The sequence below is a fragment of the Acinetobacter sp. YH12105 genome, assembly GCF_013419095.1.
Taxonomy (GTDB): Bacteria; Pseudomonadota; Gammaproteobacteria; order Pseudomonadales; family Moraxellaceae; genus Acinetobacter; species Acinetobacter pseudolwoffii.
Genome location: NZ_VPAU01000002.1, coordinates 128,417 through 147,081, shown reverse-complemented (window position 1 = coordinate 147,081; position 18,665 = coordinate 128,417). Strand labels below are relative to the sequence as shown.

The 18,665-nt window shown below is 42.7% G+C and carries 15 protein-coding genes; 4 read left to right on the top strand and 11 right to left on the bottom strand.

The genetic code is table 11. The annotated features are described in order from the left end of the window. Positions 1-253: 253 nt before the first annotated feature. The 4 genes from FTU44_RS02655 to betI form a co-directional block, all read right to left on the bottom strand. Positions 254-1,024 (bottom strand): hypothetical protein, encoded by a 771-nt coding sequence (locus tag FTU44_RS02655; protein ID WP_100354825.1) that lies wholly within the window; start codon positions 1,022-1,024, stop codon positions 254-256. A gap of 147 nt (positions 1,025-1,171) precedes the next feature. Further along, positions 1,172-2,839, bottom strand: a complete 1,668-nt coding sequence (gene betA, locus FTU44_RS02650) for a choline dehydrogenase (RefSeq protein ID WP_180049414.1) — start codon at positions 2,837-2,839, stop codon at positions 1,172-1,174. A gap of 11 nt (positions 2,840-2,850) precedes the next feature. Beyond that, positions 2,851-4,326 carry a betaine-aldehyde dehydrogenase gene (gene betB / locus FTU44_RS02645; protein ID WP_005096916.1) on the bottom strand — a complete coding sequence of 492 codons (1,476 nt, stop codon included), beginning with the start codon at positions 4,324-4,326 and terminating at the stop codon, positions 2,851-2,853. A 21-nt stretch (positions 4,327-4,347) separates the two neighbouring features. Then, on the bottom strand, positions 4,348-4,926 hold the full coding sequence (betI, locus tag FTU44_RS02640; protein ID WP_005096918.1) for a transcriptional regulator BetI: 579 nt from the start codon (positions 4,924-4,926) through the stop codon (positions 4,348-4,350). 270 nt (positions 4,927-5,196) lie between these two features. Here betI and FTU44_RS02635 point away from each other — a divergent pair, with 270 nt between their 5' ends. Together FTU44_RS02635 and FTU44_RS02630 are read left to right on the top strand one after the other, a co-directional pair. Then, a complete protein-coding gene (locus FTU44_RS02635) occupies positions 5,197-7,233 on the top strand; it encodes a choline transporter (protein WP_005096920.1) in 2,037 nt (678 codons plus the stop codon). A gap of 28 nt (positions 7,234-7,261) precedes the next feature. Then, positions 7,262-7,870: a MarC family protein gene (locus FTU44_RS02630; protein WP_180049409.1), complete on the top strand. Its 609-nt coding sequence runs from the start codon at positions 7,262-7,264 to the stop codon at positions 7,868-7,870. A gap of 67 nt (positions 7,871-7,937) precedes the next feature. Here FTU44_RS02630 and FTU44_RS02625 read toward each other — a convergent pair whose 3' ends face one another. Together FTU44_RS02625 and FTU44_RS02620 are read right to left on the bottom strand one after the other, a co-directional pair. Next, positions 7,938-10,145 carry a TonB-dependent receptor domain-containing protein gene (locus tag FTU44_RS02625; protein ID WP_180049407.1) on the bottom strand — a complete coding sequence of 736 codons (2,208 nt, stop codon included), beginning with the start codon at positions 10,143-10,145 and terminating at the stop codon, positions 7,938-7,940. 501 nt (positions 10,146-10,646) lie between these two features. Next, a complete protein-coding gene (locus FTU44_RS02620; RefSeq protein ID WP_005096924.1) occupies positions 10,647-11,564 on the bottom strand; it encodes a LysR family transcriptional regulator in 918 nt (305 codons plus the stop codon). A 330-nt stretch (positions 11,565-11,894) separates the two neighbouring features. On the opposite strand from FTU44_RS02620, the gene FTU44_RS02615 reads away from it, so the two are divergent. Next, positions 11,895-12,062 carry a hypothetical protein gene (locus tag FTU44_RS02615; RefSeq protein ID WP_180049398.1) on the top strand — a complete coding sequence of 56 codons (168 nt, stop codon included), beginning with the start codon at positions 11,895-11,897 and terminating at the stop codon, positions 12,060-12,062. Between the two features lie 165 nt (positions 12,063-12,227). On the opposite strand, the gene FTU44_RS02610 is transcribed toward FTU44_RS02615, so the two are convergent. From FTU44_RS02610 to FTU44_RS02600, 3 genes are all read right to left on the bottom strand, one after another. Beyond that, positions 12,228-12,425 carry a hypothetical protein gene (locus FTU44_RS02610; RefSeq protein ID WP_180049396.1) on the bottom strand — a complete coding sequence of 66 codons (198 nt, stop codon included), beginning with the start codon at positions 12,423-12,425 and terminating at the stop codon, positions 12,228-12,230. A 253-nt stretch (positions 12,426-12,678) separates the two neighbouring features. Beyond that, on the bottom strand, positions 12,679-14,409 hold the full coding sequence (locus tag FTU44_RS02605) for a bifunctional protein-serine/threonine kinase/phosphatase (RefSeq protein WP_180049394.1): 1,731 nt from the start codon (positions 14,407-14,409) through the stop codon (positions 12,679-12,681). A gap of 66 nt (positions 14,410-14,475) precedes the next feature. After that, positions 14,476-15,285, bottom strand: a complete 810-nt coding sequence (locus tag FTU44_RS02600) for a formate/nitrite transporter family protein (RefSeq protein ID WP_004280337.1) — start codon at positions 15,283-15,285, stop codon at positions 14,476-14,478. Positions 15,286-15,571: 286 nt separating this feature from the next. Between FTU44_RS02600 and cynS the strand changes: the two genes are divergently transcribed. After that, positions 15,572-16,021 (top strand): cyanase, encoded by a 450-nt coding sequence (gene cynS, locus FTU44_RS02595; RefSeq protein ID WP_004646988.1) that lies wholly within the window; start codon positions 15,572-15,574, stop codon positions 16,019-16,021. Between the two features lie 248 nt (positions 16,022-16,269). Here cynS and FTU44_RS02590 read toward each other — a convergent pair whose 3' ends face one another. Together FTU44_RS02590 and FTU44_RS02585 are read right to left on the bottom strand one after the other, a co-directional pair. Further along, complete coding sequence (locus FTU44_RS02590) at positions 16,270-16,971, bottom strand: IS1 family transposase (protein ID WP_180049392.1); 702 nt, start codon at positions 16,969-16,971, stop codon at positions 16,270-16,272. A gap of 144 nt (positions 16,972-17,115) precedes the next feature. Next, positions 17,116-18,465, bottom strand: coding sequence for an MFS transporter (locus FTU44_RS02585; RefSeq protein ID WP_180049391.1), 1,350 nt, complete (start codon positions 18,463-18,465; stop codon positions 17,116-17,118). Positions 18,466-18,665: the final 200 nt, after the last annotated feature.

The window sequence follows — 18,665 nt, the reverse complement described above, 5'->3', positions numbered from 1 at the left end:
CGTAGTCATGAGACTACGGCGAACCCTTTAAGAATGGGCGCTATTATAGAGTCATTTGATGAAATTGATAACGTTTGTGAGTTTTTCCGCGATATTTTCTATAAAGCTAAGAAATAGGAACAACATGAATCAACACATTTAAAATTTGTGACGATCCATGTGTTGCTTTTAATATCGAATGAGCGCTTCTGATGTAGCTTTAAAATATGTATAGACAGATTAACAATAATTTCATCTTCTAAGCTTTAAGGCCTTAAAAATCATAACTTAAACCGAATAAGGCAAGATTTCGCTGCTTGTCACCGTAGCGGTCATAGCCCCCCAGCAGATATTCGCCTGACACACTTAATTGAGGCAAGATTGCATAACTCAGTCCGGCAGACGCATAACGGAAGGCATGCTGTTTTTGGGTATCACCCAGTTCTCCACCTTCATATTTGCCTTCATCATTAAAATAGCTACCTGCAGCAGTCAGACTGGCATTCACACGATCATTCAATTGATGGTTCAGATTCAGCGTATAAAAGGTATCGCCCTGATTGGCATAGGCCACATCATAAAGATAGGTCGATACGCTCGCGCCAATACTGGTTTTTTCATTCAGCGTACGGCTGACATTTAAACCCAACTCATTACCGGTGGTGTTTTCACCCCCTGGATAATAGTAGGTGGCATTCCAGAAATCCCAATCATAATGTTCCGAGCTGTGCGTATAACCGACCAGAAAATCATGCTCGAATTTATCGGTGCTATGCCCTCTGCGTCCTTGTACCTCAGCATAGGAATAACCCAATGTGGAACCCCAATAGCCCACATAAAAGTTGCCATAGGCCAAATTCAACCCTGCTTGTAGTGCAATATTATCGTCTTCCGGTGCATTGCTTAAACCGCGTGATACATATTTAGACACCACGCTCAGGTTGCCACTTGCTTGTATTTGATTGTTTTGAACGTCATTTGCAAAACTACAAATACTGGAAAATGTGACACAGCCGAAGAGCAAGGTTTGATTTAAGATTCTCATAAAATATAAAATTCTTTTTAGGTAAATAAAAGGGCTGAACACATGATGCAGCCCTACTTAAAGATTGATTAATATCAAAATATACAGCTTATTTTAACGCATAATTAATATAAGTTTATGCCTATTTCCACCTGTAAAATAGAAATTTCAAGCTTGGCTTGAGACTCGAGCTGCCTGATAAAACGGCGCAGTCGATGCAGCTAAAGCCGGATTTCCCCGAATATGATCTGCCAGTTTTTCGGCCATCATGATGGTGGTGGCATTCAAATTTCCGGTAATAATTAAGGGCATGATGGAAGCGTCAATGACTCTGAGACCCTGCATTTCATGTACCCGGCCATAACCGTCCACAACTGCCATATCATCCTCGCCCATTTTACAGCTAGAAGATGGGTGATAGGCGGTTTCAGCATGATTACGCACAAACTCGTCAATCTGGGCATCTGTCTGTACAGTTTGACCCGGACTGATTTCTTCACCCCGATAAGGATCAAGTGCCGGCTGGTGCATAATTTCCCGGGTAATCCGGATGGCATCCCGGAATTCGCGCCAATCCTGCTCGGTACTCATATAGTTAAATAAAATACTTGGATGCTCAAACGGATCTTTGGATTTGAGTTGTATACGCCCGCGGGAGGGTGAACGCATCGAACCGACATGCGCCTGAAAACCATGCTCATGAATGGCATTGGTTCCATTATAGTTGATTGCAATCGGCAGGAAATGATACTGGATATTGGGCCAGTCGAACTCGTCGGAGGAGCGGATAAAGCCACCTGCTTCAAACTGATTACTGGCGCCAATACCTGTGCCTAGAAATAACCATTCAGCACCAATCATCGGCTGGTTATACCACTTTAAGGCGGGATAGAGACTGACCGGTTTTTTACACTGGTATTGCAGGTACATTTCCAGATGATCCTGCAAGTTTTCGCCCACACCCGGCAAGTCCTGAACGACTGTAATGTCCAGACTTTTTAATAATGCGGCAGGACCCACACCTGAACGCTGCAAAATTTGCGGGGAAGCAATCGTCCCGGCACACAGCAGAACTTCTTTATCGGCAAAGACCTGAATGGGTTGTAAGGCATTTTGCCCTTCAAAATATTCCACGCCAATCGCCTGCTTCTGGCTAAACAGAATTCTATTGGTCATGGCATGGGTAATAATGGTGAGATTATCGCGCCCTTTGGCCATATCCAGATAACCGCGCGCGGTACTGGAACGACGACCTTTTGGCGTTACGGTACGGTCCATCGGCCCAAAACCTTCCTGCTGATAGCCATTCAGGTCATCAGTACGTGGATAACCGGATTGAACCCCAGCTTCGACCATGGCATGAAACAGCTCATTATTACCATTCTTAGGCGTTGCGACTGAAACCGGGCCTGAATCGCCATGATAGTCATTGCCGCCAATATCGCGGGTTTCAGCTTTTTTATAATACGGCAGACATTCGGCATAGCTCCAGTGTTCCAGACCTTTAAGGCTGGCCCACTGTTCCAGATCCATAGCATTACCACGGATATAGCACATGCCATTAATCAGTGAAGATCCGCCCAGACCTTTACCACGGCCGCATTCCATACGGCGATTGTTCATGTGGGGTTCGGGGTCGGTCAGATAGGCCCAGTTATAGCGTCGTCCCTGTAATGGATAAGCTAATGCAGCCGGCATTTGTGTTCTGAAATCTAGACGATAATCTGGTCCACCCGCTTCCAGCAACAGGACCTTTACATCCGGATCTTCAGTTAAACGCGCTGCTAGCACATTTCCTGCCGAACCTGCGCCGATAATAATATAATCGTAATTCATCCAATCCTCCCTTATGCGCTAAATACAGACTGGAAAGGACTAAGTTCAACTTGCACTGACTTGGTCTGGGTATATTGCTGTAGCGTGACAATACCATTCTCGCGACCGACACCCGAATGTTTATAACCACCCACTGGCATTTCTGCCGGTGATTCGCCCCAGGTATTAATCCAGCAAATGCCGGCTTCGATTTGATGAATAATACGGTGCGCACGTGCCAGATTTGGTGTCACGACACCAGCTGCCAAACCATACTCGGTGTCATTGGCACGACGAATCGCCTCTTCTTCTGAGTCATAACTCAGAATACTCATGACTGGACCAAAGATTTCGTCACGGACAATGGTCATGTCGTCACGGCAATCAGTAAATACCGTTGGTAGCACATAAGCGCCTTGAGCAAACTGCTCATCTTCAGCACGGCCGCCACCACACAATAAGCGTGCACCTTCGATCTTGCCCTTTTCAATATAGCCCAACACTTTTTCCATATGAGAGAAGCTGGACACTGGACCAAAATTGGTTTCAGGATCAAGTGGATCCCCCATCCGGATATAAGGAATACGCTGCAGAATCTTTTCTTCAAATTCGGCTTTCAAGGCTAAAGGTACAAATACGCGGGTACCATTGGTACAGACCTGACCGGAACTGTAGAAGTTGGCCATCATGGCTATATCTGCTGCCAGATCCAGATCGGCATCTTCACAGATAATTAGCGGGGATTTTCCACCCAGCTCCATAGTCACTTCTTTCAGGCTGGAATTCGCAGCTTGGGCCATGACTTTTTTGCCGGTCGCGACACCACCGGTAAATGAAACTTTGGCTATGTCCGGATGTGAAGTCAGATAGCCACCAATTTCACCACTACCGGTTACCACATTAAATACACCATGCGGCACACCGGCTTCAGTATAAATTTCTGCCAGTTTTAGCGCAGTTAAAGGCGTTATTTCACTGGCTTTAAAGATCATGGCATTGCCCGCTGCCAGTGCAGGTGCAGATTTCCATAAGGCAATTTGAATCGGATAATTCCACGCACCAATCCCAGCAACCACACCCAAAGGTTCACGGCGGGTATAGACAAACGAACTGCTTCTGAGCGGGATTTGCTGGCCTTCTAATGCTGGCAAAATACCTGCATAGTATTCGAGTACATCTGCGCCTGTCGCAATATCGACGGTGGATGTTTCACTGAAAGCTTTACCACTGTCGAGACTTTCTAAACGTGCCAGCTCGTCATTACGTTCACGAAGAATAGCGACAGCCTTGTTCAAAATACGGGAACGTTGAATCGCCGTCATTTCTGCCCAGACTTTTTGTCCTTGCTGTGCCGATTCAACAGCGCGATCGATATCATCTCGCGTACATACCTGCACGTCTGCCAGAATTTCTCCAGTTGCAGGATTAATCGTTTGAAACGTGCTATTGGATGTTGCATCGACATATTGTCCATGAATATAAGGACGTTGCAGTTTGAATGTTGTCAATGGAATTTCCTCGCAGGTGGGTTATTTGAGTTGTTGCCGGATATATTCACTACACAGTTCAATCGGCAGTTCTGGGTCAATTTCGCCATTTACCAAAGCACCTCTTAACCAGAATCCGTCAATCAATGCTGCCAAACCTTGAGCAGCTTTCTCTGCCTGGTCTTTACTCAACTTTTTCATGAATTCATATTTAAGGTTGGAATGTAAACGGTAATGATTAATCTGCTGTAAACGATGTAATTCAGGTTGGTGCAAACTGCTAGCCCAGAACGCCAGCCATACTTTCATCGCAGCTTTATCTGTTTGTGGTGCAGCAAAGTTGCCACGCACAATTGCCAGTAAACGTTGTTCAGGTTCGCCATCGACTTTGGACTGCATTTCTGCAACAGATTTACCCAACTGCTGCAATAAGTAACGCATTGTGGCTTCAATCAAGCCATTTTTACCTCGAAAATAATGACTTATGATGCCGGTTGAGACACCTGCCCTCTGAGCAATCTGACTAATTGAAGCTTCTGCAAAACCTAGCTCATTCACTGCAGCTAAGGTGGCATCGATCAGTTGCTGACGACGGATCGGTTGCATACCAACTTTGGGCATAGGACTAACCTGAATAACGGATGTAGCAATAAAAAATCACTCTGCTAGAGCAAATAGCTGAATGATGTAACAATTCATAAACGCTTTTTTAATTGAACGTTCAATTAATAAAAATTATAGTGCCAGCTCACCCTTGATGTACAGCGCAGTTTGTTTTGGATTTGCAAAAGTTTGTAATTAACGAAAACAAGGAAGCTTTACCGCAGGCTTTTGCTTTTAAATCACACTGCACTGTAGATCATCCGGCAACAAAACGATGGTCATGAATTTATGCAAAAGAAAAAAGAAGATATGCAAGATGGTCTGAATAAAGTAGTTTTTTATTTTTCGGCGACACTTATTCTGCTGTTTTCTATCATCACCATTTTATTTAATGAACAAGCTAATCAAGTCATTATTAATATTTTAAACTGGGTCAGTCGTACCTTTAGCTGGTATTACCTGCTGGCGGCAACGCTGTATCTGGTTTTTATCATTTTTATCGCCTGTTCCCGTTATGGCGAGATTAAATTAGGCCCCAAACATTCCAAGCCAGAATTTAGCCTGCTGAGTTGGTCGGCGATGCTATTTTCTGCCGGAATCGGGATTGACCTGATGTTTTTCTCGGTGGCGGAACCACTTTCCCATTATATGAATCCGCCTGTAGGCGAAGGCGAAACCTTTGAAGCTGCGCGCCAGTCCATGGTGTGGACCCTATTTCACTACGGTTTAACCGGCTGGAGTATGTACGCGCTGATTGGGGTCGCCCTGGGTTATTTCAGTTATCGCTACAATTTACCGCTCACCATCCGATCGGCACTTTATCCGATCTTTGGAAAAAGAATTAATGGTCCGATCGGCCATACTGTGGATACGGCTGCAGTACTCGGCACGATTTTTGGTATTGCCACCACCTGCGGGATTGGCGTTGTGCAATTAAATTATGGCCTGCATGTGCTGTTTGATTTACCGGAAAATATCTGGATTCAAGCTGCACTCATCGCTGTTGCTGTGATTATTACTATTATTTCAGTCACTGCCGGTGTCAATAAAGGCATCCGGATCCTGTCTGAAATTAATATCTATGTATCAATTGGGCTGCTGCTATTCATTCTGTTTGTAGGCAATACCGAGTTTTTATTAGCTGCCTTGATTCAGAATTTTGGTGACTATATCAGCCAGTTCCCGAAACTTTCTTTAACCAGTTTCCCTTTTGAACAACCGAAAGAATGGATGAATAGCTGGACCCTGTTCTTCTGGGCATGGTGGATCGCCTGGTCACCTTTTGTCGGTCTGTTTCTGGCCCGTATTTCCCGTGGTCGTACCATTCGTGAATTTGTCACCGGGACTTTGGTTATTCCTCTGTTATTTACCCTGACCTGGTTGTCTATTTTCGGTAACAGTGCTTTATATAGCGTGATTTTTGATGGTAATACTCAACTTGCTACGACAGTTTTAGAAAATCCGGCACATGGTTTTTATGATCTGCTGGCGCAGTATCCAGGCTTTATGTTTACTGCAGGTGTCGCCACCATTACCGGCTTGCTGTTCTATGTGACCTCAGCGGATTCAGGGGCATTGGTATTGGGAAATTTCACCACCAAATTCACTAATATTGAGCATGATTCACCGCGCTGGCTGAGTGTGTTCTGGGCCATTGCCATCGGTTTGCTAACTTTGGCAATGCTCATGGCCAATGGCGTAACAGCATTACAGAACACCACGATTATTATGGGCCTGCCTTTTAGTTTCGTCATTTTCTTTGTGATGGCGGGACTATATAAGTCCTTACGTCTGGAGGATTTTCGACAGGCCAGTACCAGTCTGAATGCGGCACCTGTGGTCGGCAATGTGGATATATTGAACTGGAAGAAGCGTCTAAGCCGGGTCATGCTGCATCCAAGCCTGTCCCAGACCCGGACCATGCTGGACAATGTCTGCAAGCCGGCCATCGAGGCGGTTGCAACCGAGTTAATTGATAAAGGCATTCAAGTCAATATTCAGGAAAAATCACTTGAGGAAGAACCTGAACTGTATCACCTAGATCTGACCATTCAGCTCGATGAAGAAGAAAACTTTGTCTATGAAATATGGCCGGTACGCTATGACACGCCAAATTTCAGTTCACGTGGTAAACGAACCAAACGTTATTACTATCGTCTGGAAAGTTATCTGTTTGAAGGCTCTCAGGGCAACGATCTGGTCGGTTATAGTAAGGAACAGGTGATCAATGACATCCTGGATAAATATGAACGCCATATGATGTATCTGCATATTAACCGGATCAGCCCAGGTAAACGTCCGCTGTTCCCGGATCGTGAAATCTAGGATCTCTCAACTACGGAAGGAATCAATAATGTCAGAAAGTTTGAATGCATTTGCCCTGTTTTTCTCCCTGCTCAATCCTTTTCTGATGAGTATTTATATGCTCGGAATTATCCGTAATTCCGACGCAAGAGTATTCAACATGGCATTGATTCAGGGCAGTCTGATCAGCTTTATTGTGTTCATCATTTTTGCAAAAACCGGTGAAGCCTTCTTTAATGAATTCTTGCATGTACGGTTTGAGTCCTTCCAGATTTTTGGCGGTATTATCTTTTTGGTGATTGGCTATCGTTATGTCTTTGAAGGTGCTGATACGATTGGCGTGATGCGTGGAGCGCCCAGTCATCTGGCGGGCACGATTGCCATGCCGTTTATGATTGGTCCGGGCACCATTTCGGCATCTGTGATCACCGGTATACAGCTCAGTTTAATGCAAACCATTCTGGTGATTTTCTTTACCCTGTTTCTGACTTGTAGTCTGCTGATCCTGATGAAATACCTGCATGATCATTTACAGCACAAGTATTCAAACTATATTGACCTGTATGTCGATATTGTAGGTCGTGTTGCAGCGCTTTTAATCGGTACCATTGCCATCGATATGATCGTGACAGGTATTACAGGAATATTAGAAACCTGATAAATCCTTTCTATCGATAAATATAAAGAGCGGGAAATATCCCGCTCTTTTTTTAATTTTTAAATAATTAAAATTTAAATGACACACCGGCATAAGTAGAAAAACCTTCACCCGGCGAAGAACGAGCTTCATCTTTCCCACCGTCGTTAAGGCCTGGAATCACGACCGCAGCATATTTCTCATCGGTGATATTTTTAAAGTTGATCCAGATTTTCCATGATTGATGTTCTGGTGCATAACCTAAGTCAATGCCCCAAATCTGATAGTCGTCACTGAAACGGCTATTGGCATAATCATGCGCCATTTTGGATGCATATTCAGTATTCAGACCAATATAGAGGCCATTATTCAAAGCATAACTCAGTTGAGCCTGATACAGATGTTTAGAGATTCCTGGCAACTGGTTCTTGCCAAACAATGGATCATTTTTATACTGGAAATCGCTAAGCGTATAAGCCTGTTGCAGACGCAGCTCGCCATATCGGGATTCATGCAATGGCGTATCCAGGCTTAGCTCCACCCCTTGATGAATCGTTGGCGTCGCATTTTCTTCTACACCGATTCTTTCCTTTGGTGTATTGGGATCAACAGTATCTCCATAATCCTTAATCATTTCAGAGGTTAACAGTTCATTTTTTACTTTAGAATAATAGTAGCTCAGTGCCCAGTCTCCAAAGCCCGATTGTCCACGTCCGCCCAGTTCAAAGCTATTGGCGGTTTGCGTGTCCAAATAGATTGGCGCACGCACTCGATTTGATGCAGCTCCATTGTCTTTAGGATAATAATAAGGTGAAGACCATGCCATCGCCCAAGGATGTGCCGGCTCAATACTGCGGCTTAAATTGGCAAACCATTGCACAGAGTCATTCGGCTGATAGGTCAACCCAAGTCGTGGTGCAAAATTCCATTCATAACGACTGACTTTAGGATCTACCTCAGGACCTGAATCTGGGTCGGGAAGAATATTTGCATAAGTAACTTCACTTTCCCGATGGGTATACACAGCTGCCAATCCCAGATCTAATTTGAACTGATCATTTAATGTAGTTTCCTGATCAAATTGCAGCACGTTGTCTGAACCACGATAGGTATAGCGGCGGGTAACTGTGTCTACCGGATACGTTTGATTACCAATTTCTGTATTAAATCTTAAAGTTTCAGTAACCCCACTGTCCGGGCGATGAGTGGTGCTACGCAAGGCAATACGCCCCTGATGCTCCAGACCTAGAAACTGATAAGGCCTTTCATACTGGAAGCGCGCTGTAATATCTTCATAATCGACATTAGTACGATAACTGCTTTCACGTAAATCCAGCGGATAATGATGATAAGCCAGACTGCCGGTCAGTTTAGCATCATCCTGTAAATTCCAGGTCGTAGTATTGGCCAACCAGGTACTGCCTGGCTGAATCCGTTTGGCATCTACCGCTAAATTAAAGCTATTCGCTGCTTCAGGATCATTTTTGAGCTGTTCTTGCGTAATACGACCTGGAGTTAAATGCTTGCTCTCACGGTAACGGGCATAAAAACGGGTTTCGATATCCGGACTAATTTGATAGCCCAAATTAAAAGCCAGACCTTTGCCATCGCCTTCAGCATGATCCTGAATCCCATCGAACTGGGTACCCGTCAGCGCCAAATAATAATCCATCTGATCCAGCTTTCGGCCGGTACTAAACTGATATTTCTGATAACCATGACTGCCCATTTCATATTTGAGTTCAGAGCCATCCTGATCAGCGCCAGTCTTGGATTTATAGTTGATTGTTCCACCTAAGGCCAGTCCACCCTGTTTAAAGCCATTGGCTCCGCGATAGACGCCGACATGATCAATCCACCAGGGTTCTAGCAGTTCATACGCTGTACCACCCGGTCCGGTAAATGGAATATCATCAATCAGGACGTGCGTACCGGATGCGTGTGCACCTGAAGTCCGGTTGATTCCTGAGCCACGGATCGATATTTTTGCACCTTCATTCCCTGCAGACTGGGCATAAATTCCTGGCTGTAAACGGAACACATCGGCTGTGGTTGCAAGTCGCTGCTGTTCTAATTGCTGCTCACCAATGAAATTCGTTCCTCCTGAAACCTGAGCCAGCTCTTTCTGATATTGCTGCTGCGGATTGGCATTTTGCTCAGCGCTGATCACAATAGTATTCAGCTGTTGAACATTGTCCGGTTCTACGGCAGTTTCAGCATAAAGATGACCTGAGACAATCGACAGAATCATGAGGCTCAGCGGGCTTTTCTTGAGAGGAATTTTTGTCATGTGCATGGCGATTTTATACAGTCCTGTATAAGTGATTCCGTTTTATGAGAGGAAATCAGTTTAAAAATTATGCTGTAGCATAGATCAACATTGTTATTTTCAGGAGTTATTTTCTGCCAAAAAATTGACTGATCAGCGTATGTTTTTTCATTTTATTTAATCTTTTTATTAAAAATCAACTTGCAAGATCAAAACCACATCCTCACAATTTCCAAGAACTTAATTTTTAAGTAACTGATATTTAATAATATGTAATTTAATTCTGTACAGATGTATTTCCACTTGGCAAAATGTGATAAGTAGAAAAATTTATAATCGACCAAACCAGTTCTTTAATTTCGAAAGTTGGCCGAAGTTGTATATTTTCTGATTTAAAGTAGACAAGATTAACCTCATCACCTTATAGAAAAATTGAAATCCTTGAGAGAAAAACAATCAATTTTTAAAAATCCTGACGATGCAGAATTTTTAAAAATAACGGACTAAATATATTTAACTATTCGCAAATTAGCTGTAATAGACCTGTCTTTTCTTGGAAAACCGATCCAGCTGTTTCAAGAAGCCTTCAAAATAATCTTTCTGTTTTTCTTCTGTGCGATAGCCGGCGTATAAAGTTCGACGTAAGCCTTCAGGCGCCACACAGTCTAAACGGCGTGATGTCACCCAGCCTTTCTGCTCATATTCATTGACCACCCAATCAGGTAATGCACCAATCCCGCGACCACTTGCCACCAACTGAATCAGCATTTGAGTCAAGTCGGTGGTGCGAATGGCTTTTGGTAGAATATTAGCGGGAATAAACAAGCGCGACATAATGTCCAAACGGTGTTTATCCACCGGATAAGTCACTAGCGTTTCTTCAGCAAGTTCCTGAACAGTAATCTCTTTCGCACGTACCAGTGGATGGGTATTGGATAAAACCAAGCGTGATTCATATTCAAAAATCGGAAAATATTCAATGCCTTTAAGCGCAATCGGATCAGCCGTAATCAGCAGATCAAACTCTCCAGTTTGCAATAATTCATGCGGATTCGATTCAAAACCTGAAGCAAAGTCCAGATCTACATCCGGATATTGCATCCGGTATTGATTGAGTAGCGGCATTAGCCAGTCAAAACAGCTATGACATTCAGAAGAAAAAACAATTCGCCCGGTCTGGCCATGCACAATACGGCTGATATCACTCTGTGCAATTTGAACTTGCGGTAATATTTCATCTGCCAGGTTTAGCAACCGTTCTCCAACATTAGAAAAGCTCACAGGGCGACTACGCCGATTGACTACTTCAACCCCGAACCATTGGTCGAGTTCACGTAGCTGATGTGACAAGGCCGATGGTGTTAAACATAAATCACTTGCGGCTGCAACCAGGGAGCCATGCTCCCGCAGAGCAGTCAGGGTTCTTAAATGGCGGAGTTCTATCATGGAAAATACCGGAAATTCAAAAGACGGATGACACTTGATCTGTCTTAAGCATAACCCATTTCTCTTATTCTATTTAGTTTTTCTCATTTTAAAACCAGAATAATGAGATATATTCACCTATTGGATTAATAGGTTTAAATTTCTATTCCCTCAATTTTTATTAATTTAGATTTCTTGGTTAACTTAAACATCATTAAAATAACCCATTAAATATCGTTTAAACTTACAGCAGCAACAAGATCGAAAACTAACTCAAGTATAAAAGTTACAGAATAATTTTGCTGCACTCATACAATAAAAATTAGAAAGTATTTTAGAGGATGAAAGACTATGTCGAATCCAATCGATCGAAATGATGAAGAACTCACTGAAGAACAACTTGATCCTCAAGAAAAACAGGACCGAGAAATCCAGCGCGGTCAATTAGGTCTTCATGACCCACAGCGACAACGTGATCGACTGCGTCAGGAAAGACAGGATGAAGAACAGAATCCATAATTTTTACGCGCACTTAAAATACAAAAAGCTCCCCATGATACAAACTATATGGGAAGCTTTTTTTGACCAGCATTAAAAAAATTATGGGTTATTTATTCTAATCAAAACATCTTTGCCACCAGATCCAGGCTGTACAGCCGAACTTTTTGGATGGATGCTGTTGTCCTATTTCGCCTCTGGATTAGCTTTTGCTTGTAGTGGCTGTGCTTGTGTTTCTGTCGTTTTTTTCTTGGCCTGAATTTGTGCCGCTATTTCCTGATTTTTCTCAACAAAACGCAAGCCACCATCTCCGGCGAGACTGGTTTGGCTCATCACCATGCTGCTGCCCAAGATTAAAATCAGCTTAAAAAATTGATTTTTCATGTCTCATCTGCCTTTTTATTCTAATGGTATTAAAAATAAGCAATTATTATTCCAATGTTTTTATGCTTACTTAGATTTTAACTGCACTTTCTATTTTATAGGGATAATCTTTGAAAACACAGAGTCAATCATCGTAAAAATATAAAAATCTGCAATAAGAATAAATAGATATTTTGACTGTATCTCAGCTTAAATCAGATCCGATTTTTTAATCCAGTCAAAAAAATCGTTCAATAGCCTATTTGAATTATTTTCATTGGCTAAAATACAGTGCAAATACCCAGAGCAATAAAAAAAACAGAATCGCTGTGCAGGATTTCCAGAAAGTGACTGGATGCTTTTCAAGCATAGGACGTGAAACTGATTTTTTAAATTTAAGATCTGGATATTTCAGATCATATATAAAGGCCGAAAGCGCCTCATAGCGCTGCTCCGGGCGAATGGAAAGCGCTTTTTTAAAGATTGCGTCCAAGCCATGTGGCAGATCCGGTCGATACTCATAGAGAGGATGATATCGAACCTGCTTTAAGGCCTTTTCGGTCTTGCAGCGCGCGAGGTCCGTCCCATAAGGCAACTGTCGGGTTAATAAATAATAACTCATCACCGCCAGCGAGAACTGATCTGATTTTACTGAGGGTGAGCGTCCAATAAAATACTCAGGTGCCATAAAGGCCAAGGTTCCCAAAGGAACATCTGCGTGTTTGGGATTCAGTTCAACCAGACCTCTGACCGCAGTCGATCCATAATCAATCAGTTTCACTTTCAAGGTATCGGCTGGTTCGAGCAGCATGACATTTTCTGGTCGTACATCCTGGTGCAGCATTTCAAGACGGTGCATGGCATTCAATGCTTTGGCCACCTGCTCAATGATCGGAAGCAACTGCTGTAAAGTTAAAGCAGTTTTATGACGGTGCAGCCATCGGTTTAGGCTTTCCCCTTGTAAATATTCATAACTTTGAAATAAAAACTTCTTGCTGCCCTTATGTGGATAGCATTGCAGCAGATTTTCATGTTTTAAGCGTTTCGATACCCAGTCTTCCAGCTGAAATTGTTCTACGGCTTTGAGATCATCCTGCACATCGACAGACAAGGTTTTAATGACCAACTGATTTTGTGTCGCTTCATCATGCGCCAAATAGAGGCTGCTGCGATGATTTTGGTGCAGGATTTTATCAATCCGATAACCTTCAAACAGATCACCATGACTTAGCTGTTGTGGAAATAAAACATGACTTTTAATCTGGAAGTATTTTTCCTCTGGTAGTTGATCCACTTTAATGATTTGAATGGTGAGATTGTCATCACTGCCCCGTTTAAAGGCTAGCTCGACTATAGACTTGGCAATGATATCCAGATGTTGTTGCTGTTGCAGCATCTCCGATATGAGCTGCATATCAATAAACTCATAGACTCCATCCGTCATCAAGATAAAGAAATCATCTTCACATAATTCAAGCTGCTGATAATCGACATCGATACGATGGTCGGCACCCAGTGCACGACTTAAATAATGTTCTGTTGATGACAGGCAAACGCGGTGATCAGCCGTCAACTGTTCAATGGCTTGTGCCTGAATTCGATAAATCCGACTGTCGCCAGCATGAAAGATATGTGCCCTATTTTGTTTTAAAATCAGTGCACTAAAGGTGCAGACATAACCTTGGTCTTTATCAAAACGCCCGCGGCTTTGCTGGGTTTGTGCATAGAGCCAGGAATTGGTCGCACGAATGACCCGTGCCGCTGAAGTTTGGGTGCTCCATGCATCTGAAGTCGAATAATAATCCGATAGAAAACTGCTGACTGCAGTTTCTGCTGCAATATGACTGACATTGCTGCTACTGATCCCGTCTGCAATTGCACAGGCAATGCCCTTACTGCTAAGCGCGTGGCCTTCAGGAATATAGATCCCATGGAAATCCTGATTCTGTGCTTTGATTCCAGTGGAAGAATATTGCCCGATACTGATCTTTAATTTTTTATTCATTTTAAATACTCAAAAAGGGATCGAATCGATCCCTTTACTCTCAAGACATAAATCATCATGCTCAGATTAGAATTCTTTTTTATCGCCAGTACGTACATGTGTGGTATAGAGCGCCAGACCTGTCAGAGCCAGACCACCCACCAGATTCCCCAGTGCCACCGGTAATTCATTCCACAAGAAGTAGTCTGTAATCGAGAAATCACCGCCCATCATCATGGCAAATGGGAACAGGAACATATTCACCACTGAATGTTCAAAGCCCATGGCGAAAAACAGCATGATTGGCATCCACATCGCGATGAATTTGCCGCTGACTGTGGTTGACATCATGGCGCCAATTACACCAAGTGATACCATCCAGTTACATAGCATGCCGCGGATAAAAATTGTCATCCAGCCAGCAAAACCATATTCGGCATAGCCCAAAGTCCGGTCTTCCCCAATATGGGCAATTTTCACCCCAACCGCATTCGGTTCAGCGGCGAAACCCATGGTATAGACCGCGGCCATCAACACGGCCACGGTTAAACATCCGGCAAAGTTACCTAAAAAAACCAGTCCCCAGTTTTTTAAAATACGTGCCCACGTTACCCCAGGACGTTTGTCTAACCAGGCTAATGGAGTCAATACAAATACCCCGGTCAGCAGGTCATAGCCCAATAGATACAACATGCAGAAACCGACTGGAAATAGCAGCGCACCGATCAGCGGCACCCCTGTTTGTACCGCAATCGTCACGGCAAATACTGCTGCCAGCGCCAGAATTGCGCCTGCCATAAACGCACGGATTAAAACATCGCGCGTTGCCATATGAAGTTTTGCCTCACCGGCATCGACCACTTTTTTTGCAAACTCTGCAGGAGCAAGATAAGCCATATTTTTATCCCCTTTATATAAATTACTTACCTGTTTGCAAATAAAAAACGCCTAAGGTCTATTTCAACCTTAGGCGTCTTTGCCTTGTATTATTCAAACAGATCAATCGTGTCATGGCGCCGTTGCCATATTTAATATAGATAAAAGCAAATAGCATGCCAATTATTTTAAATGGCTAATAAAAATCCTATAAATTATTTTAAAATTTCATCCTTATAATTATATTGGCACAATCTCTGCATTATCTATAGCGGTCATTTTTTAAATATAGCTATTGGAGAAGATTATGATTAGCCATCGTCAACAAGTGACAGACATGATTATTTCAGCGAAAGTTTTAAAGTCTATTACATGGGCAGATGTCGCTGAAACAATAGGCCTTTCTAAAGAATGGGTGACAGCCGCATGTTTGGGTCAGATGGCTTTTAATAAAGAACAGGCAGAAAAAATTGGTGAAATATTTGGATTGACTGATGAAGCCATCGCCTGGCTGCAAATCGTACCCTATAAAGGTTCTCTGCCAACTAGCGTGCCGACAGATCCGCTGATTTATCGCTGGTATGAGGTTGTCAGCGTCTATGGTATGACTATTAAAGAACTGATCCATGAAGAATTTGGTGATGGAATTATGAGTGCAATTGATTTCAATATGGATATTCAACGTGAGAATAATCCAAACGGAGATCGGGTGAACGTCGTATTATCCGGAAAGTTTTTACCTTACAAAACCTATTAATTTATCATTCTAAAAATAAAAGCCATTTTGAAAATGGCTTTTATTTTATCTGCACTCATTAAATTCATTTATTTTTTAAAATCGTTATTAAAATATATATAATTTTTTCATCTCAAATTAAACTTACAACCTATAAATAATTTTATTTTTATTCGATGAATTCAATCCTCCTGTCCTGTTTAAATAATACTTTCCCATCCTGAATATTGGGTTCATCATTTGGTGGTGTTTCAAAAAGTATGCTGGCGTTAAACAAATCCGTTATTAAGGTAAAAGAAAGTCAAATCAAAGGCTTTAAAATGATTTTCGAGCTTTTTAGAAAAGTTGCAACCTCTCCTAAATCCACGCCTGATTCGATGACGAATTCTACAATTGTTACCTTCAATACCGACGGTAAAAAACTTACCGATCACTTGCTTGCAACATTGAAATGCTGTGATAAAACTATCCCAGTGATCACTCGCAATTCGAGCATATTGAACCCCAAGCTTTTTAAGTCTAGCTTTAAGACGTTGAACCGTTGCTAAATCCCGCTTACCCCAAACATAAGCAACAATTTCTCCAGATTCTCGATGGTAGGCATAAATAAGCCATTGTTTATTTTGTTTATTCCCTACAAAAGTCCAAAGTTCATCGACTTCAAGACATTCGTAGTGGCTTTGTTTAGGCTGAATCTGATAGGTCGACTCACTTAAGGTTCGTAATACCTTGCCAATGCTGATACGCTCGACTTCAGCAATATCTCTTACACCGCTTCCTCTGACCATTAAATGTAATATCTTGCCGGTAATACCTGAGTTACACCCTTGATAGCTTAATGCATGATCACCAATAAACTGACGTTTGCAATCTTTGCACTGATGGTTTTGTTTCCCATCTACTTTGATGCCATTTCTCTTTATATTGTTACTTAGACAGGTAGGACATTTGATTTGTAGCGTTATTTTCATACCTCTATTTTATCAAAAGCCATATTGTTTTTTTCAGCATACTTTTTGAAACACCACCCATCATTTTATTAGTGAGTTAGCAAAAACAACAAAAAGGATATTGCTATCCTTTTTGTTCATTCATTTTAAATCAGGAATGTAGTGTTATTGCTGTGCTTCCGCCAGATGACGTTCATTTACTGCCTGTTCATATAACAGCTGTTCTTTTTCTTTATGTTCGACAGAGAAGCGGATCATCAACACACAACTTGCAGCAATCACCACCAAGCTACCCAGTACCATCAAAGTGGTTTGAATATCCAGCATGCCTTTTAACAGGAAACCTGCAGCTACCGCGCCGACATTGCCACCTGCTCCAATAATACCGGCCACACCACCCAAGGCATCACGGTCGATAAAGGGTACCAGTGCATAGGTTGCACCACATGCCATATGAGTAAACAAGGCAAATATAGTCATCGCCATGATCGCCAAGGTCGCGCTGTTCATTTGCGAAAATAGAATAAGAAACAGACCTTCCAGCATGATCAAGGCAAACAGGACTTTGGTTCGACCATCCAGACCTTTTTGAATCGCAACTTTGTCTGAAACAATGCCACCCAAGGCACGGGCAAACAATGCCAGTAAACCAAAAATCCCGGCAGCCATGCCTGCTTCTTTTAGGCCAAACTGGAAGTTGTCGACAAAGTACAAGGCAATAATATTATGGATGAAAATTTCAATACCAAAACAGGCTGCGTAAGCCCCAAACAGAATCCACACACGGTAATTACGTGCGGCATGTATCAGAATGGTAAGACCACCTTTTTTATCGCTACCGACAGAAATACCTTGCGCACGGAGTTCTTTAAAATTACCTTGTGGACAGTCTTGGGTGAATTTCCAGTACAGCACACCGACAATGATCATCAGAATACCCGGCACCAGAAGCGCAATTCTCCATCCCATTGCCTGTTCTACACCGAACATGACCAAAGCAGCCAGCATTAAAGGCATCAGGGCTTGAGTCGCACCGCCACCGGCATTCCCCCAACCTGCTGTAGTTGCATTTGCCGTTCCCACCACATTTGGCGCAAACATGATACTGGTATGATATTGGGTAATCACGAAGCTGGCACCGATGGCGCCAATCAATAAACGGAAAAACAAGAAAGATTCATAACTGTTGGCCGATGCCACACCAAACACCGGAATACTGCCAATAATCAGTAAGGCGGTATAGGTTTTACGCGGACCGTACTTGTCACATAACGGCCCCACGATCAGACGCACCAGAATGGTAATCGCGACTGCGGCAATATTGATATTGGCGATCTGCTCTTTGGTCAGGCTGAATTCACCGGCAATCACAGGCATTAAGGGTGCACAGGCAAACCATGCAAAAAAACAGACAAAAAAAGCGAGCCAACTCATATGGAAGGCCCGCATCGCTGAACTACTGAAGTTAAATAGACTTATTTTTGTTGCTTTATTGAGACTTGTATTTGAAGACATAGCCATTTCCTTACCAGAACTGAACGTATTTAAGTCACTGTGATGCACCAGGCATGTCAGTAACGATCAGAACGGACGTCATTGGCCGTCATACAAATGTAGAGTCTTCTTTGACTTTAATCAGGTATATGCACAGGTCATGCCAGATTATTTTTAAAATAGAATAAGATATTGTTTTATATTAACTAATTTATATTCAG

What these genes read in the sequence shown, in the direction of transcription:
- FTU44_RS02635 (WP_005096920.1), top strand. Translation starts at nt 5,197, where the DNA reads ATGCAAAAGAAAAAAGAAGATATGCAAGATGGTCTGAATAAAGTAGTT.
- FTU44_RS02615 (WP_180049398.1), top strand. Translation starts at nt 11,895, where the DNA reads ATGTCGAATCCAATCGATCGAAATGATGAAGAACTCACTGAAGAACAA.
- FTU44_RS02600 (WP_004280337.1), bottom strand. Translation starts at nt 15,285, where the DNA reads ATGGCTTATCTTGCTCCTGCAGAGTTTGCAAAAAAAGTGGTCGATGCC.
- FTU44_RS02655 (WP_100354825.1), bottom strand. Translation starts at nt 1,024, where the DNA reads ATGAGAATCTTAAATCAAACCTTGCTCTTCGGCTGTGTCACATTTTCC.
- betA (WP_180049414.1), bottom strand. Translation starts at nt 2,839, where the DNA reads ATGAATTACGATTATATTATTATCGGCGCAGGTTCGGCAGGAAATGTG.
- FTU44_RS02585 (WP_180049391.1), bottom strand. Translation starts at nt 18,465, where the DNA reads ATGTCTTCAAATACAAGTCTCAATAAAGCAACAAAAATAAGTCTATTT.
- FTU44_RS02610 (WP_180049396.1), bottom strand. Translation starts at nt 12,425, where the DNA reads ATGAAAAATCAATTTTTTAAGCTGATTTTAATCTTGGGCAGCAGCATG.
- FTU44_RS02625 (WP_180049407.1), bottom strand. Translation starts at nt 10,145, where the DNA reads ATGCACATGACAAAAATTCCTCTCAAGAAAAGCCCGCTGAGCCTCATG.
- FTU44_RS02630 (WP_180049409.1), top strand. Translation starts at nt 7,262, where the DNA reads ATGTCAGAAAGTTTGAATGCATTTGCCCTGTTTTTCTCCCTGCTCAAT.
- cynS (WP_004646988.1), top strand. Translation starts at nt 15,572, where the DNA reads ATGATTAGCCATCGTCAACAAGTGACAGACATGATTATTTCAGCGAAA.
- FTU44_RS02590 (WP_180049392.1), bottom strand. Translation starts at nt 16,971, where the DNA reads ATGAAAATAACGCTACAAATCAAATGTCCTACCTGTCTAAGTAACAAT.
- FTU44_RS02620 (WP_005096924.1), bottom strand. Translation starts at nt 11,564, where the DNA reads ATGATAGAACTCCGCCATTTAAGAACCCTGACTGCTCTGCGGGAGCAT.
- betI (WP_005096918.1), bottom strand. Translation starts at nt 4,926, where the DNA reads ATGCCCAAAGTTGGTATGCAACCGATCCGTCGTCAGCAACTGATCGAT.
- FTU44_RS02605 (WP_180049394.1), bottom strand. Translation starts at nt 14,409, where the DNA reads ATGAATAAAAAATTAAAGATCAGTATCGGGCAATATTCTTCCACTGGA.